Origin of the sequence: Variovorax sp. V116, assembly GCF_041154435.1 — a bacterium.
Classification (GTDB): domain Bacteria; phylum Pseudomonadota; class Gammaproteobacteria; order Burkholderiales; family Burkholderiaceae_C; genus Variovorax; species Variovorax paradoxus.
Genome location: NZ_AP028661.1, coordinates 4,547,675 through 4,561,297, shown reverse-complemented (window position 1 = coordinate 4,561,297; position 13,623 = coordinate 4,547,675). Strand labels below are relative to the sequence as shown.

Annotated in this window: 14 protein-coding genes and 1 pseudogene; 4 read left to right on the top strand and 11 right to left on the bottom strand. The window is 69.0% G+C overall.

The window, feature by feature from the left end:
* Positions 1 to 10 precede the first annotated feature (10 nt).
* Together ACAM58_RS21855 and ACAM58_RS21850 are read right to left on the bottom strand one after the other, a co-directional pair.
* Positions 11 to 538: an SRPBCC family protein gene (locus ACAM58_RS21855; RefSeq protein ID WP_015867181.1), complete on the bottom strand. Its 528-nt coding sequence runs from the start codon at positions 536 to 538 to the stop codon at positions 11 to 13.
* A 41-nt stretch (positions 539 to 579) separates the two neighbouring features.
* A complete protein-coding gene (locus tag ACAM58_RS21850) occupies positions 580 to 1,017 on the bottom strand; it encodes a VOC family protein (protein WP_018906694.1) in 438 nt (145 codons plus the stop codon).
* A 128-nt stretch (positions 1,018 to 1,145) separates the two neighbouring features.
* On the opposite strand from ACAM58_RS21850, the gene ACAM58_RS21845 reads away from it, so the two are divergent.
* A complete protein-coding gene (locus ACAM58_RS21845; protein WP_018906695.1) occupies positions 1,146 to 1,808 on the top strand; it encodes a TetR/AcrR family transcriptional regulator in 663 nt (220 codons plus the stop codon).
* Between the two features lie 55 nt (positions 1,809 to 1,863).
* Here the strand turns inward: ACAM58_RS21845 and ACAM58_RS21840 are convergent, their stop codons facing one another.
* The 7 genes from ACAM58_RS21840 to ACAM58_RS21810 are packed head-to-tail and all read right to left on the bottom strand — an operon-like array spanning position 1,864 to position 8,837.
* Positions 1,864 to 2,040, bottom strand: a complete 177-nt coding sequence (locus ACAM58_RS21840) for a hypothetical protein (RefSeq protein ID WP_015867178.1) — start codon at positions 2,038 to 2,040, stop codon at positions 1,864 to 1,866.
* A gap of 35 nt (positions 2,041 to 2,075) precedes the next feature.
* On the bottom strand, positions 2,076 to 2,567 hold the full coding sequence (locus ACAM58_RS21835) for a MarR family winged helix-turn-helix transcriptional regulator (protein ID WP_018906696.1): 492 nt from the start codon (positions 2,565 to 2,567) through the stop codon (positions 2,076 to 2,078).
* 40 nt (positions 2,568 to 2,607) lie between these two features.
* A complete protein-coding gene (locus tag ACAM58_RS21830; RefSeq protein WP_018906697.1) occupies positions 2,608 to 4,377 on the bottom strand; it encodes an acyl-CoA dehydrogenase family protein in 1,770 nt (589 codons plus the stop codon).
* 7 nt (positions 4,378 to 4,384) lie between these two features.
* Positions 4,385 to 5,374 (bottom strand): Bug family tripartite tricarboxylate transporter substrate binding protein, encoded by a 990-nt coding sequence (locus ACAM58_RS21825; RefSeq protein ID WP_018906698.1) that lies wholly within the window; start codon positions 5,372 to 5,374, stop codon positions 4,385 to 4,387.
* Positions 5,375 to 5,423: 49 nt separating this feature from the next.
* Positions 5,424 to 6,188 (bottom strand): SDR family NAD(P)-dependent oxidoreductase, encoded by a 765-nt coding sequence (locus ACAM58_RS21820; protein WP_018906699.1) that lies wholly within the window; start codon positions 6,186 to 6,188, stop codon positions 5,424 to 5,426.
* 25 nt (positions 6,189 to 6,213) lie between these two features.
* Positions 6,214 to 8,067, bottom strand: a complete 1,854-nt coding sequence (locus tag ACAM58_RS21815; protein WP_018906700.1) for a feruloyl-CoA synthase — start codon at positions 8,065 to 8,067, stop codon at positions 6,214 to 6,216.
* Complete coding sequence (locus ACAM58_RS21810) at positions 8,064 to 8,837, bottom strand: crotonase/enoyl-CoA hydratase family protein (RefSeq protein ID WP_018906701.1); 774 nt, start codon at positions 8,835 to 8,837, stop codon at positions 8,064 to 8,066. Before ACAM58_RS21810 ends, ACAM58_RS21815 begins: the two co-directional genes overlap by 4 nt.
* A gap of 104 nt (positions 8,838 to 8,941) precedes the next feature.
* Here ACAM58_RS21810 and ACAM58_RS21805 point away from each other — a divergent pair, with 104 nt between their 5' ends.
* Positions 8,942 to 9,808, top strand: coding sequence for a 4-hydroxyphenyl-beta-ketoacyl-CoA hydrolase (locus tag ACAM58_RS21805; protein ID WP_015867171.1), 867 nt, complete (start codon positions 8,942 to 8,944; stop codon positions 9,806 to 9,808).
* Positions 9,809 to 9,835: 27 nt separating this feature from the next.
* Here the strand turns inward: ACAM58_RS21805 and kefC are convergent, their stop codons facing one another.
* Both kefC and ACAM58_RS21795 read right to left on the bottom strand, forming a co-directional pair.
* Complete coding sequence (kefC, locus tag ACAM58_RS21800) at positions 9,836 to 11,686, bottom strand: glutathione-regulated potassium-efflux system protein KefC (protein ID WP_018906702.1); 1,851 nt, start codon at positions 11,684 to 11,686, stop codon at positions 9,836 to 9,838.
* 2 nt (positions 11,687 to 11,688) lie between these two features.
* Entirely contained in the window at positions 11,689 to 12,384 is a 696-nt protein-coding gene (locus ACAM58_RS21795; protein ID WP_018906703.1) for an NAD(P)H-dependent oxidoreductase, read from the bottom strand.
* A 92-nt stretch (positions 12,385 to 12,476) separates the two neighbouring features.
* On the opposite strand from ACAM58_RS21795, the gene ACAM58_RS21790 reads away from it, so the two are divergent.
* A complete protein-coding gene (locus ACAM58_RS21790) occupies positions 12,477 to 13,097 on the top strand; it encodes a ParA family protein (RefSeq protein ID WP_018906704.1) in 621 nt (206 codons plus the stop codon).
* Positions 13,098 to 13,149: 52 nt separating this feature from the next.
* Positions 13,150 to 13,619 (top strand): annotated as a pseudogene (locus tag ACAM58_RS21785) (MaoC family dehydratase).
* Positions 13,620 to 13,623: the final 4 nt, after the last annotated feature.

Genomic DNA, 13,623 nt, shown 5'->3' with positions numbered 1-13,623 from the left:
CTTTCGGGGGTTATTTTTCGGAGGCCGTCTTGAGGTTGGCAAGGCCGGTTTCGAAGTCCTTGCCGATCATCTGGTCCATGTTGAAGAAGATGCCCATGAGCTTTGCGACGTAGGGGCTCGGGCCGTGCATGGCCCAGGTCACCTGTGTCGCGCCGTCCTGCGGCTGCAGCGTGAACTCGGCCATGTTGCGGGCTTCGAAGGGCTTGATGAAATCGAGCCGGATCGCGATCCTCGAAGCCGGCGTGGACTCGGCGATTTCCATGCGGCCCGCGCCCGCCTTGTCGTTGCCTTCCCACGCGTAGGTCGCGCCCCGGCCGGCGGGTGCCCCGCCGAAAGCGCGCTTCATGCCCGGGTCCAGCTTCTCGTAGGGCGACCACTCGCCCCAGCGGTGGAAGTCGTTGATCAGCGGAAAGATCTTCTCGGCCGGCGCCGCGATGCGCGCCGTGCGCTCGACGCGAAAGCTGCCGGGGCGGACGGCGGCGTAGATGAGCACGATCGCGATCAGCGCGAGGATGGCGAAGACGATTTTCTTGAGCATGAAGGTATTCCTGGAGCGGGAGCGGGCGTCGCGGCGACGGGTTACTGGCCGGCGTGCACCACCAGCAGCCAGCCCACGCCGAAACGGTCGGTGAGCATGCCGAAGCTGGAGCTGAAGAAGGTCGGGATCAGCGGCTGCATCACCTGGCCGCCGTCGGCCAGCGCATCGAACCACTGGCGCGCCTGGGCGTCGGTGGCGGCGGTGAGGGCCAGCATGATGCCCTTGAACTCCGGCTGGCCCGAGCACCGGCCGTCGGAGGCCATCAGCTCGGTTTCGCCGATGCGCACCACCGCGTGCATCACCTTGTCGGCCGCCGGCGCGCCGCCGCCGCAGCTGGCGTCGGCATCGGACGAGGGCGGCATCTGCGGCGCCTCGCTGTAGCGCATGAGCTGCACGACTTCGGCGCCGAGCGCCTTCTTGTAGAACGCGAGCGCTTCGTCGCAGCGGCCTTCGAACGACAGATAGGACTGGACTTTCATGGCGTTTCCTTTGGACTGAGGATGAAAGGATGCGCAGAGACCTGCGCGCATACGGAATAACTAAGTTTGTGTACACCGTCCACAAAGAATAGCAGATATAATGGACACTGTCCACATGGAGATTCCTGATGAGCCCCCGCATCGTCCCGCCAGCCCCGAGCCCGCCCGCGGCCCGCAGCACCTACCGCCATGGCGACCTGCGCCGCGCGCTGCTCGACGCTGGGATCGAACTGGCGCGCGACGGCGGCCCCGATGCGGTGGCGCTGCGCGAGGTGACGCGCCGCGCGGGCGTGGTGCCCAACGCGGCCTACCGCCATTTCGCGAGCCGGCGGGAGCTGCTGCTGGCGGTGCGCGCGGCCGCGCTGTCGGCGGCGGCCAGTGCGATGGAAAAGGAGCTGGCGGTGCTGCCCTGCGACCAGCCGCCCGTCGACTTCGCGCGGGCGCAGGTGCGGGCCATCGGCACCGGCTACCTGCGCTTTGCCCAGGCCGAGCCGGGCCTGTTCCGCACCGCTTTCGTGGTGTCGTCGGAAGACGCCGAAGGCGAGGTGGGGCCGGGAAAGGAGGGGGCCAGCGGCAAGGATCCGTTCCAGCTGCTGGGCGCGGCGATCGACCGGCTCGTGGAAGCAGGTGCGCTCGACCCTTCGCACCGCCCCAACGCCGAATACCTGGCCTGGTCGGCCGTGCACGGCCTGGCGCTGCTGATCATCGAAGGACCGCTCAAGGGCATGGATGCGCAGTCCAGCCATGCGCTGGGGCAGCGGCTGATCGACATGGTGGAGCGGGGGCTTTAGCGCCGGAGGCGCACCTGGTCAGCACCCACCCTGGGCTGGCTACCGTGCGCTCTTTTCACCAAGGCCTGAACTCTTCGCCGAAGACGCCAATGCGATCGACCAGATCGTTCTGTACGGCAATCCAATCCTTGTACGTTTCGCAGAACTCTCGCTTGCGCTGAGCCATTGGCTTCTTCTGTTCCCAGGCCTCCGGCTCGGTACGACGCTTGGCTTCTTTGGCACCGATCTGCATGGATGAATCCTCGGACGGGAATACCTTGGAGCAGCCTAGAGGTAGATCTTCTGCAGCAGCCGGATCAGCGTTTCGCGCTCGCGTGCCGTGAGCCGGGCGCTGGCGTCGGCCTCGAGCTGCGTCACGGTCTGCTCGGCCTCGCGAATCAGCTTTTCTCCGGCCTCGGTGAGGTGCAGGCCCACCGCGCGGCCATCGTGCGGATGCGGGCGGCGCTCGATGAGTCCGCGGCTGTCGAGCGTGGCGACCAGGCTCACCAGGTTGGGCGGCAGGATGTCGAGCGTGTTGCACAGCTGGCGCGAGGTGGCGCCCGGGTTGTGCGCCAGCAGCGACAGCACCGAGAAGTCGATCTGCTTGAGGCCGTACGGCGCCATGCGGTCGGCGAACACGCTGCTCACGATGAGCCAGGCGCGGCGTGCGTTGTAGCCGACCAGGGCTTCCAGCATGCGGGCGTCGAGCCGCTCCGATTTGCCGTTTGGCGCTGCGGCCGGCTCTGCCTTGGCGGGACTGTTCTTGGATGGACGGGGCATGGCCCGAGCGTAACTCGTGGCCGGCCCGACCGGGCTTCCGTCAGCGCGCGGCGGCCGGGGTTTTTGCGGCGTGGTGCGTCATGGCGACACCTTCGCAGGCGCGCTTGACGATGGCCAGCCGCATGTCGAATTCGGGCAGCACCCAGCGCCGCAGCGCGGCCGCCGGGCCGGCCCTGGCGGCGCGCTCGGCCTCCGGCGCCTCGGCCGCATCGATGCGCGCCCAGGCCCAGGCCAGCATCGCGAGCATCACGGCGCGCAGGTAATCGTCGGCCACTTCGTAGGGCAGCACGGGGTTGGCATGCGCGGCCATCGCGATGGTGGTGCCCAGGTAGCGCAGCTGCGCGAGCCGGCGCTGCACGTCGGCATCGGCGTCGCGCGAGGCGTCGAGCGTGTCGCGCAGTTCGAGCAGCACGGCCGACATGGCGGCGCCGCCGTCGGGCAGCACCTTGCGCACCAGCAGGTCGATGGCCTGGATCTCGTTGGTGCCCTCGTAGATCATGGTCACGCGCGCGTCGCGCACGATCTGCTCGATGCCCCATTCGCGCACGTAGCCGTGGCCGCCGAACACCTGCAGGCATTCGCTCGCGCCATGGAAGGCCTGCTGCGTGCAGGCTGCCTTGAGCACGGGCGTGACCAGCGAGCACCAGCGCTGCGCGCGTTCGCGCGCCTTGGCATCGGCATCGTGCGCGGCCACGTCGAGCATCAGCGCGCTGCGGTAGGCGAGCGTGCGCGCGCCGTCGATCCAGGCGCGCTGGGTATCGAGGATGCGGCGGATCGCGGGATGCTCGGCAATCAGGTCCGCGGCCTCGCTGCCGCGGCTGGCGGGCACGGTGCCGGGCGCGCGCATCTGGCGGCGCTCGGCCGCATAGGCGTCGGCCTTCTGCCAGGCGGCGTCGAGCAGGCCGATGCCCTGCAGCGCCACATGCAGGCGCGCCGCATTCATCATCACGAACATCGCGGCCAGGCCGCGGCCCGGCTCGCCGACCAGCCAACCGGTGGCGTCGTCGAAGCGCATCGTGCAGGTGGGGCTGCCGTGCAGGCCCATCTTCTCCTCGATGCGCTCGCAGTGCACCGCATTGTGCGTGCCGTCCGGCAGCAGCTTGGGCACGAGCACCAGCGACAGGCCCTTGGGACCGGCGGGCGCCTGTACTTCCGATCCATGCATGCGGCACAGCACCAGGTGCACGATGTTGGGCGTGAGGTCGTGCTCGCCGCCCGAGATGAAGATCTTGCCGCCGTTCACGCGCAGGCTGCCGTCGGCCTGCGCCGTGGCGCGCGTGCGCACCTGGCCCAGGTCGCTGCCCGCATGGGCTTCGGTCAGGCACATGGTGGCGAGCCATTCGCCGGTGGCGATCTTCGAGAGGTAGAGCGCCTTCAGTTCGTCGCTGCCGTGGTGCTTGAGGCAGGCATAGGCGCCGTGCAGCAGGCCCGGTGCCATCGTGAGGCCATGGTTCGCCGCACTCAGCCATTCGTAGAGGATGGCCTCGAGCACGGCCGGCAGCCCCTGGCCGCCGTCTTCAGGCGCGGCCGACAAGCTGGGCCAGCCGCCATCGACGAAGGCCTGGTAGGCCGCGCGGAACCCGGGCGGCGTGGCGACCTCGCCGTTGGCGAAGCGGCAGCCGGTCTCGTCGCCGCCGCGGTTGATGGGCGCCACCGCCTCGGCCACGAAGCGCGCCGCTTCCTCGAGCACCTGCTGCTGCAGCGCTTCGTCGACCTCGGCGAAGGGCGCGAGGGCGCGCAGCTTCGAAGGTGCGTCGAGCACCGCGTTCAGGATGAAGCGGCTGTCTTCGGGGCGGGGGCGGTAATCCATGGGTGCGTCAGGACTCGGCGGTGAAGCCGATCTTCTTGACCAGCGGGCCCCAGCGCTCGTATTCGGACTGGAGCGATTTCTTCATGTCCTCGGGCGAGGAACCGTGGGCCACCAGGCCGACCGACAGCAGGCCCTCGGCCACGGCCTTGTCCTTGAGCGCGGCCTGGATCGCCGTGCTCGCGGTGGCAATGACGGCGGCGGGCGTCTTGGCCGGCGCGAAGAAGCCGAACCATTCGTCGGCCACGATCTCGGGGAAGCCCTGTTCGGTGAAGGTGGGTACGTCGGGCAGGTAGGCCGCGCGCTGCGCGCCCGAGGTGGCGAGCACGCGCAGTTTGCCGGCCTTGGCAAAGGGCAGGTAGTCGCCCACGGGCGTCATGCTCGAGGCGATCTGCCCGCCCACCACGTCGTTGATGGCCGGCAGCGAGCCGCGGTAGGGAACGTGGCGCAGGTCGGTGCCGGTGTTCAGGCCCAGCAGCGCGCCCAGGAAGTGCGGCGTGGAGCCCGCGCCCGGCGAGCCGTAGCTGGCCTGGCCGGGGTTGGCCTTGGCCCAGGCGATGTAGTCCTTCAGCGTCTTCACGCTGGCCGGCACCATCGGGCCGACGGCCAGGCCGTGCGTCATCACGGCGCCGATGGACACCGGCGCGAAATCGGCAAGGCTGTAGCTCAGCTTGGTGTAGATGTGCGGGTAGGTCGAAAGCGCCGAGGCCTGCGCGAGGCACAGCACCGAGCCGTCGGCCGGCGAGCCCTTGAGCGTGTCGAGCGCAATGCGCCCGCCCGCGCCGGGCTTGTTCTCGACCACCGCGTTGATCTTCGAATAGGGCGTGTCGCCCAGCTTCTCGGCCACCCGGCGCGCCACGCTGTCGCCCGCGCTGCCGGCCGGAAAGCCGTAGTAGATCTTGGCCTGCTGCACGGCCTGGGCGAGTGCGGCAAGCGGATGCAGGGCGCCGAGCGCGGCTGCGCCGCCGAGTGCCTGCACGAATTGGCGTCTGTTGGTCATGGTGTTGTCTCCTTGCCTTGCGGGGCTCTCTGTTTGCTGGGGCTGAAAATCAGCGCGGCGCCATGCGCAGGGCGCCGTCGAGGCGAATGACTTCGCCGTTGAGGTGGCCATTGGTCACGATGTGGCAGGCCAGCTCGGCAAATTCCGAAGGCTTGCCCAGGCGCGGCGGAAACGGGATCGATGCGGCCAGCGATTGCTGCACGGCTTCGGGCAGCTCCATCAGGAGCGGCGTGGCAAAGAGGCCTGGCGCCACGGTGCAGACGCGGATCGCGTGCTGCGCGAGGTCGCGCGCCATCGGCAGCGTCATGCCCACGAGGCCGCCCTTGGAGGCGCTGTAGGCCTGCTGGCCCACCTGGCCGTCGAAGGCCGCGACGGAGGCGGTGAAGAGCATCACGCCCTTCTCGCCGTTGTCGAGCGCGTCAAGCTTGGCGCAGCGTGCAGCAAAGAGGCGCGCCATGTTGTAGCCGCCGACCAGGTTGATGTTGACCACGCGCACGAAGTCTTCGAGCGGCGCGGGGTTGCCGTCCTTGCCGACGATGCGCTTGGCGCTGCCGATGCCGGCCACGTTCATCAGGATGCGCGCGGGGCCGTGTGCGGCCGCGGCCTTGTCGAGCGCGGCATTGACGCTCTCGGTGTCGGTGATGTCGCAGACGCACGCGACGCCGCTGATCTCTGCGGCCACCTTGGCGGCGAGCTCTGCATTGCGGTCGAGCACCGCCACCTTGGCGCCCAGGCGCGCGAGTTCGCGCGCGGTGGCTTCGCCCAGGCCCGATGCGCCGCCGGTCACGAGTGCGGCTTGTCCTTCGATCTTCATGGTGTGTGTCTCCTCGGGTGGTGGTTCAGCGGGGCTTCAGGGTGAAGGGCAGGGTGTCGGCATGCAGCGCCTCGACGAGCTCGGCGCGGTGCTTGAGCACGGCGCGCTGGTTGATGGAGCCCTTGTCGGTCACTTCGCCCTTGTCGATGGAAGGCGGCTCGGCCATCAGGTGCAGCCGCGCGATGCGGTTGGCGCTGCCGGTGCCCATGGCCGCCAGCGCATTGGCCACCTGCTGGAAGTGCGCCTGCACCGGCGCGCTTTCGAGCACCTGCTGCATCGATGCGCCTTCGGACAGGCCGGCCAGTTCCCGCACCTTCTGCGTCGGAAAGACCAGCGCGCCGACTTCCTTCAGGTTGATGCCGGTCAGCACCGCGTCCTGCACGTAGGGCGCGCCGGCCGCGATGATCTTGGCGCGCAGCGGACCCACGCTCACGAAGGTGCCGGTGGCGAGCTTGAAGTCTTCGGCAATGCGGCCGTCGAAGCGCAGCCCGCGGTGGATGTTCGACTCGTCGATCCACTTCACCGCGTCGCCGGTCGAGAAGAAGCCCTCGTCGTCGAAGGCCTCGGCCGTGGCCTCGGGCGCGCGCCAGTAGCCGGGCGTGATGTTGGGGCCGCGGTAGCGCACCTCGGTCTTGCCGTCGACCTCGATCAGCTTGAGCTCGATGCCGGCCGCGGGCAGGCCCACGTCGCCCGACTTGACCTCGGGCCCCGTGACGTAGAGCGCGAACGGCCCCGATTCGGTCATGCCCAGGCCCGTGCCCATCACGATGCGCTCGCCGACTTCGGACTCCTGCGTCTTGTGCAGGCTGTCCCACACGGGCTGCGAGAGCGCGGCGCCCGAGTAGAAGAACATCTTCACGCGCGACAGCAGGTTGCGGCGCAGCACCGCATCGGTTTCCATGGCGTGCGCAATGGCCTCGAAGCCGGTCGGCACGTTGAAGTAGATGGTGGGCGCGATCTCGCGCAGGTTGCGCAGCGTCTCGGCCATGCCGGCGGGCGTGGGCTTGCCGTCGTCGATGTAGAGCGTGCCGCCGTTGTCCAGCACGATGCCCACGTTGTGGTTGCCGCCGAAGGTGTGGTTCCAGGGCAGCCAGTCGACCAGCACCGGCGGCTCCTCGCCCAGGGCGGGAATCGACTGGCGCAGCTGCTGCTGGTTGGCGCACCACATGCGGTGCGTGTTGATCACCGCCTTGGGCATCTTGGTGGAGCCCGAGGTGAAGAGGAACTTGGTGATGGTGTCGGGGCCGGTGGCGCGCATCGCGGCATCGATGGCGGGCGTGGCCGGCGTGGCGGCCAGCGCATCGAACGAGGTGGCGTCGCGGCCTTCGAGCGCGCCTTCAGCGATCACCACTTCGGTCCCGGCAGGCACGGTGGCGGCAATGGCGCGGCCGAAGCGCGCGGCATCGGCCGCGAACACCAGGCCCGGCGTGAGCGTGTCCAGCACGTGGCGCAGCTTCTCGAAGTCCTGGCTCACCACAGAGTAGGGCGGCGACACCGGGCAGTACGGCACGCCCGCGTAGAGGCAGCCGAGCGCCATCAGCGCATGTTCGATACCGTTCTCGCTCAGGATCGCGACCGGGCGCTCCGCGCTCAGGCCGCGATCGAGCAGCGCCTGGCCGATGCCGCGCGCCTTGTGCAGCGCCTCGGCGTAGCTCACGCGCTGCCAGTCGCCGGTGCTGCCATCGGCCAGCCGTTCGCGGCGGGCGATGAAGGTGCGCTCGGGCGCCTGCTCGGCCCAGTGCGCGAGGCGGTCGGTCATGCGGTCGCGGTAGGGCGCGAGCTGGGTTTCGGCCCGCAGGTACTGGGTGCCCGGCGCACCTTGGCGCAGCACGGCGCGCGTGACGCCGAAGGCCAGCGGACGGTATCGGATGGTGGTCATTCCTTGCTCACCTTGGCGCCGCGGCCTTCGAGGAAATCGCGCACGCGCGCCTTGGCCTCGGGCGCGTTCTGCACGATGCCGGACATCAGCGCCTCGGTGAAGAAGCCGTGGTCGGCCGACTGCTCGGCAATGCGCGGCAGCGCATGCATCAGCGCGTAGTTGGTCAGCGGCGCATTGGTGGCCACGCGCTTGGCGAGTTCGAAGGCCTTGTCGAAGGCCGCGCCCTCGTCGACCAGGTACTGCGCGAAGTTGGCGCGCTCGCCGTCCTCGGCGTTGTAGACGCGGCCGGTCATCATCATGTCGGTCATGCGCGCCACGCCGATCAGCTTGGGAATGCGCACCGAGCCGCCGCCGCCCACGAAGATGCCGCGCGAGCCTTCGGGCAGCGCGTAGAAGGTGCTGCGGTCGGCCACGCGGATGTGGCAGGCGCTCGCCAGCTCGAGGCCGCCGCCCACCACCGCGCCGTGCAACGCCGCGATCACCGGCACCGGGCCGTGCTGGATCAGGTCGAGCGCGCCGTGCCACAGCCGCGAGTGCTGCATGCCCTGGCCGGCGTCGCGCTCCTTCAGCTCGCTCAGGTCGAGGCCGGCGCAGAAGTGCGGGCCTTCGCCGTCGAGCACCGCGGCGCGCACCGTGGAAGGCAGCGTCTCGAAGGTATTGCGCAGCGCGAGGATCAGGCTGTCCGAGAGCGCGTTGCGCTTGGCGCCGCGCGTCAGGCGGACGATGGCCACGTCGTCGCGGATGTCGAGTTGGAGGTCGGGATTGGTCATGATTGCATTCGTGTGTGAGTTGGATTATGGTTATGATAAATAATCAATTCAAGGCACTTGAGACCCCCGATCCCTAGGGACTTACCCGTACTGGAGACAACGACATGGACCACCAGAACCTGATCGCCATCGACATCCACACCCACGCCGAAGTGAGCTGCTGGAACCCCTTCGACAACTACGGCGAGGAATACGACCGCGCCGCCGACAAGTACTTCGGCTCCAGCGGCCGGCCCACCATTGCCGAGAGCGTGGCCTACTACCGCGAACGCAGGATCGGGCTGGTGATGTTCATGGTCGATGCCGAATCGAACATGGGCCGCCGCCGCATCCCGAACGAGGAAATCGCCGAAGCCGCGCAGAAGAACAGCGACATGATGATCGCCTTCGCGAGCATCGATCCGCACAAGGGCAAGATGGGAGCGCGCGAGGCGCGCCGGCTCATCGAGGAGCACGGCGTGAAGGGCTTCAAGTTCCACCCGACGGTGCAGGCCTTCCACCCCTACGACAAGATGGCCTGGCCGCTGTACGAGGTGATTGCCGAGCACAAGCTGCCGGCCATCTTCCACACCGGCCACAGCGGCATCGGCTCGGGCATGCGCTGCGGCGGGGGCCTCAGGCTGGAGTACAGCAACCCGATGCACCTGGACGACGTGGCCATCGACTTTCCCGACATGCAGATCGTGATGGCGCACCCCAGCTTTCCCTGGCAGGACGAGGCGCTGAGCGTGGCCACGCACAAGCCCAACGTCTGGATCGACCTGTCGGGCTGGAGCCCCAAGTACTTTCCGAAGCAGCTGGTGCAGTACGCCAACACGCTGCTGAAGGACCGCATCCTGTTCGGCAGCGACTATCCGCTGATCACGCCCGACCGCTGGATGAAGGACTTCGAGGCGGCCGGCTTCAAGCCCGAGGTGATGCCGGGCATCCTGAAGGGCAATGCGGTCAGGCTGCTGAAGCTGGAGGGCTGAGCGCCAGTAGGCGGGGCCCAGCGCGGGCTACGCGTCCGCCTCTTCCTTTTCCTCGATCAGGTCCCAGTCGAGGCCCGAGCGGCGCTGCCGTTCCTCGCGTTCGCGCGCCATCTGTTCCTCGAACTGCTGGCGGCCGGCCTTGCTGGCCGCGATCAGCTGGGCGCGGTCCTTGTAGTGCGGGTACATCTCGTCGCCGAGCTTGAGGTTCCGGCGGCGAAAGCGCATGGCCGATTCGCGCGCCTCGTGCGCCGGCCAGCCCAGCGCCTCGAGCGCGGTGCGCGCGCTGCGCAGCGACGACTCGAACACTTCGCGCTCCACGTCCGTCACGCCGCGGTCGCGCAGCTGGAACAGGTGGTTCACGTTGCGCGCCCGCGCGATGATGCGGGCCTTCGGAAAGTGCTCCTTCACGAGATCGACGATCTCCAGCGACTGCTCGATGTCGTCCACCGCCACCACGATGGCCTTGGCCGTGCCGGCGCCCGCGGTGCGCAGCAGGTCCAGCCGCGTCGCGTCGCCGTAGAACACGCGAAAGCCGAACTGGCGCAGGCCCTCCACGGTGTCGGCGTCGTGGTCGAGCACCGTCACGCGCAGGCCCTGCGATATCAGCATGCGGCCCACGATCTGGCCGTAGCGCCCGAAGCCGCAGATCAGCACCTTGGCGTCCTGCTGCTCCGAAATTTCTTCCAGCTGCGTGCCGTTGCTGCGGCTGTAGCGCGGCAGCACGAACTTGTCGAGCAGCACCAGCAGGAGCGGCGACAGCAGCATCGACAGCGCCACCGCGCCGATCAGGAGCGAGGTGGTCTCGGGCGGCAGTACGTCGGGGCCCGCGGCCTGGAACACCACGAACGCGAACTCGCCGCCTTGCGCCAGCAGCAGCGTGAACACCGGCCGCTCCTGGTAGGCCAGGCCCATGGCCTTGGCCAGCGCGTAGATCACGGCCAGCTTGATGGCCATGAAGCCGACCACCAGCAGCGCCATCAGCCCCGGGCTCGCGATCAGCACGCCGAAGTTGATCGACATGCCCACGGCAATGAAGAACAGGCCCAGCAGCAGGCCCTTGAAGGGCTCGATGTCGGTCTCGAGCTCGCGCCGGTATTCGCTCTCGGCCAGCAGCACGCCGGCAAGGAAGGCGCCCAGCGCCATCGACAGGCCCACGAACTGCATCAGCGCGGCGATGGCCACCACCAGGAGCAGCGCCGCGGCGGTGAAGATCTCGGGCGTGTTGCTGCGCGCGATCCAGCGCAGCAGCGGACGCAGGGCCAGCCGGCCGCCGAGGATGATGCCGGCGATCACGCCGACGATCTTCAGGCCCTCGAGCGTGCGGTCCAGCCCGCTGAGCGACTGCTCGGCCGCCGTGGCGCCGGCCAAGAGCGGCAGCAGCGCGAGGATCGGAATGGCCGCCACGTCCTGGAACAGCAGGATCGAGAAGCCCGCCTGGCCGCTCGGGGTCTTCAGCAGGTTGCGTTCGCCCAGCACCTGCAGCGCGATGGCGGTGGAAGACAGCGCCAGGCCGAGCGCCGCCACCAGCGCCACCCGCCACGCCACGCCCGCGGCAAAGCCGACGGCAAACAGCACCGCGGCGCAGCTCAGCACCTGCGCGGTGCCCCAGCCGAAGATCGGCCGGCGCAGGTTCCACAGGCGCTTGGGTTCGAGCTCCAGGCCCACGAGGAACAGCATCAGCACCACGCCGAACTCGGCGAAATGCAGCACGTCCTCCACGCTGGAGACGAGCCCGAGCCCCCACGGGCCGATCGCGATGCCGGCCACGAGGTAGCCGATGATGGAGCCCAGGCCCAGCGCCTTGGACAGCGGCACCACCAGCACGGCGGCGCCCAGGTAGATCAGGCTGTTGGTCAGCCAGGCGGGTGCGTGTTCCATGCTCAGGCCATGCCTTTTTCGTCGTTCTGTTCATCGTTGGCGGCAGACGCCGCCTCGTCCAGGCCATCGGCTTCGCCCGGGCGGTCGGTTTCGGGCACCGGGCAGGCCACGCAGGCGTCGAGCTCCTCGAGCTCGGGCCATTGCGGGTAGCTGCCGAGCCGCTGGGCGAACACCTCGACGTGTGCCGCCACCTCGTCCTCCGCGGCGCTGCGCGCGCCGTGCAAGACCAGCGGCGGCAGGAAGCGCATGCCGCACAGCGCCGCGGTCTGCTCGTAGGGCGGCAGGAAGGCGTCGAAGAAATAGCGGTGGTAGCTCTGGGGGTGGTAGCTCGCCTCGGGGCTTCCCGTGGTGGCGACCAGCCAGCAGTCCTTGCCCTGCAGGGCCGTGCCGCCTGGGCCGTAGGCCCATCCGTAGCTGAGCACGTCGTCGAGCCAGAGTTTTTGCAGCGCCGGCATCGAATACCACTGGATCGGGTGCAGCAGCACCACCAGGCTGGCCCTGGCGAGCCGGGCGTGTTCGGCCTCGACGTCGATCGAGAAGTCCGGGTAGCTGCCGTAGATGTCGTTGACATCGACCCCCGGCACGCCGCGCGCGGCGGCCAGCATGCGCCGGTTCACGCGCGAGTCGCGCCAGTGCGGATGGGCCGCGAGCACGTAGATGCCGCCGGTGTCGCCGGCGGCCGATGTTGTTGTCGTCATGCCGCGAACATAGCGCAGGTTGGGTGCTTGCCGGGGCCGAACGCATCCCGTGTCGCTACGATGCGGAGGTTTCCAGCTCTGGAGGAGATGCTATGCCGGTGGTTCTGGTCGCCAATCCCAAGGGTGGCGTGGGCAAATCGACGCTCGCAACCAACATTGCGGGCTACTTTGCGAGCCGCGGCCATGCGGTGATGCTGGGCGACGTGGACCGCCAGCAGTCCTCGCGCCTCTGGCTGGGCCTGCGCCCCCCGCAGGCGCGGGCCATCGCCACCTGGGAAGCCACCGGCGACAGCGCCGTGGTGCGGCCGCCGCGCGGCACCACGCATGCGGTGCTCGACACCCCCGCAGGCCTGCACGGCTGGCGCTTCAAGGAGGTGCTGGCGCTGGCCGACCGGGTGATCGTGCCGCTGCAGCCGAGCATCTTCGACATCTACGCCACGCGCGATTTCCTCGACCGGCTGAAGGAACAGCGCCGCGCCGAAAAGACAAGGATCAGCCTCGTGGGCATGCGCGTGAACGCCCGCACCCTGGCGGCCGACCGGCTGCACGAGTTCATCGCCAGCCTTGGCGTGCCGGTGCTGGGCGAGCTGCGCGACACGCAGAACTACGTGCAGCTGGCCGCGCGCGGGCTCACGCTGTTCGACATCGCGCCGGGCCGGGTGCAGCGCGACCTGGCGCAGTGGCAGCCGATCTGCGACTGGCTGGAAGGCTGAGGATCGCGGCTGTCGCAAGGCCGACAGCCGCGCCGCCGGCCTTGGCGCCAGAATGCCCCGCATGACCAAAAAGACATTCCAGACGCTCCAGGATCTTGCGGCCTGCGTCGGCCAGGAAATTGCCGTGAGCGACTGGATCACCATCACGCAAGCGCAGGTGAACCAGTTCGCCGAGGCCACGGGCGACCACCAGTGGATCCATGTCGACGTCGAGCGCGCCAAGGCCGGGCCCTTCGGCGGGCCGATCGCCCATGGCTTCCTGACGCTGTCGCTGCTGCCGCGTTTCTTCGAGACGGCGCTCGATGTGGTCGAGTCGCGCATGGGCGTGAACTACGGGCTGAACCGGGTGCGCTTCATGTCGCCGGTGCCGGTGGGCAAGCGGCTGCGCGCGCGCATGAAGCTGCTCACGGCGGAGCCGATCGCCGACGACGGCATCCAGATGACCTGGAAGCCACGATCGAGCTCGAAGGCGTGGCCAAGCCGGCCTGCGTGGCCGAATCGGTGGTGCGCCGCTACCGCTGAGGCC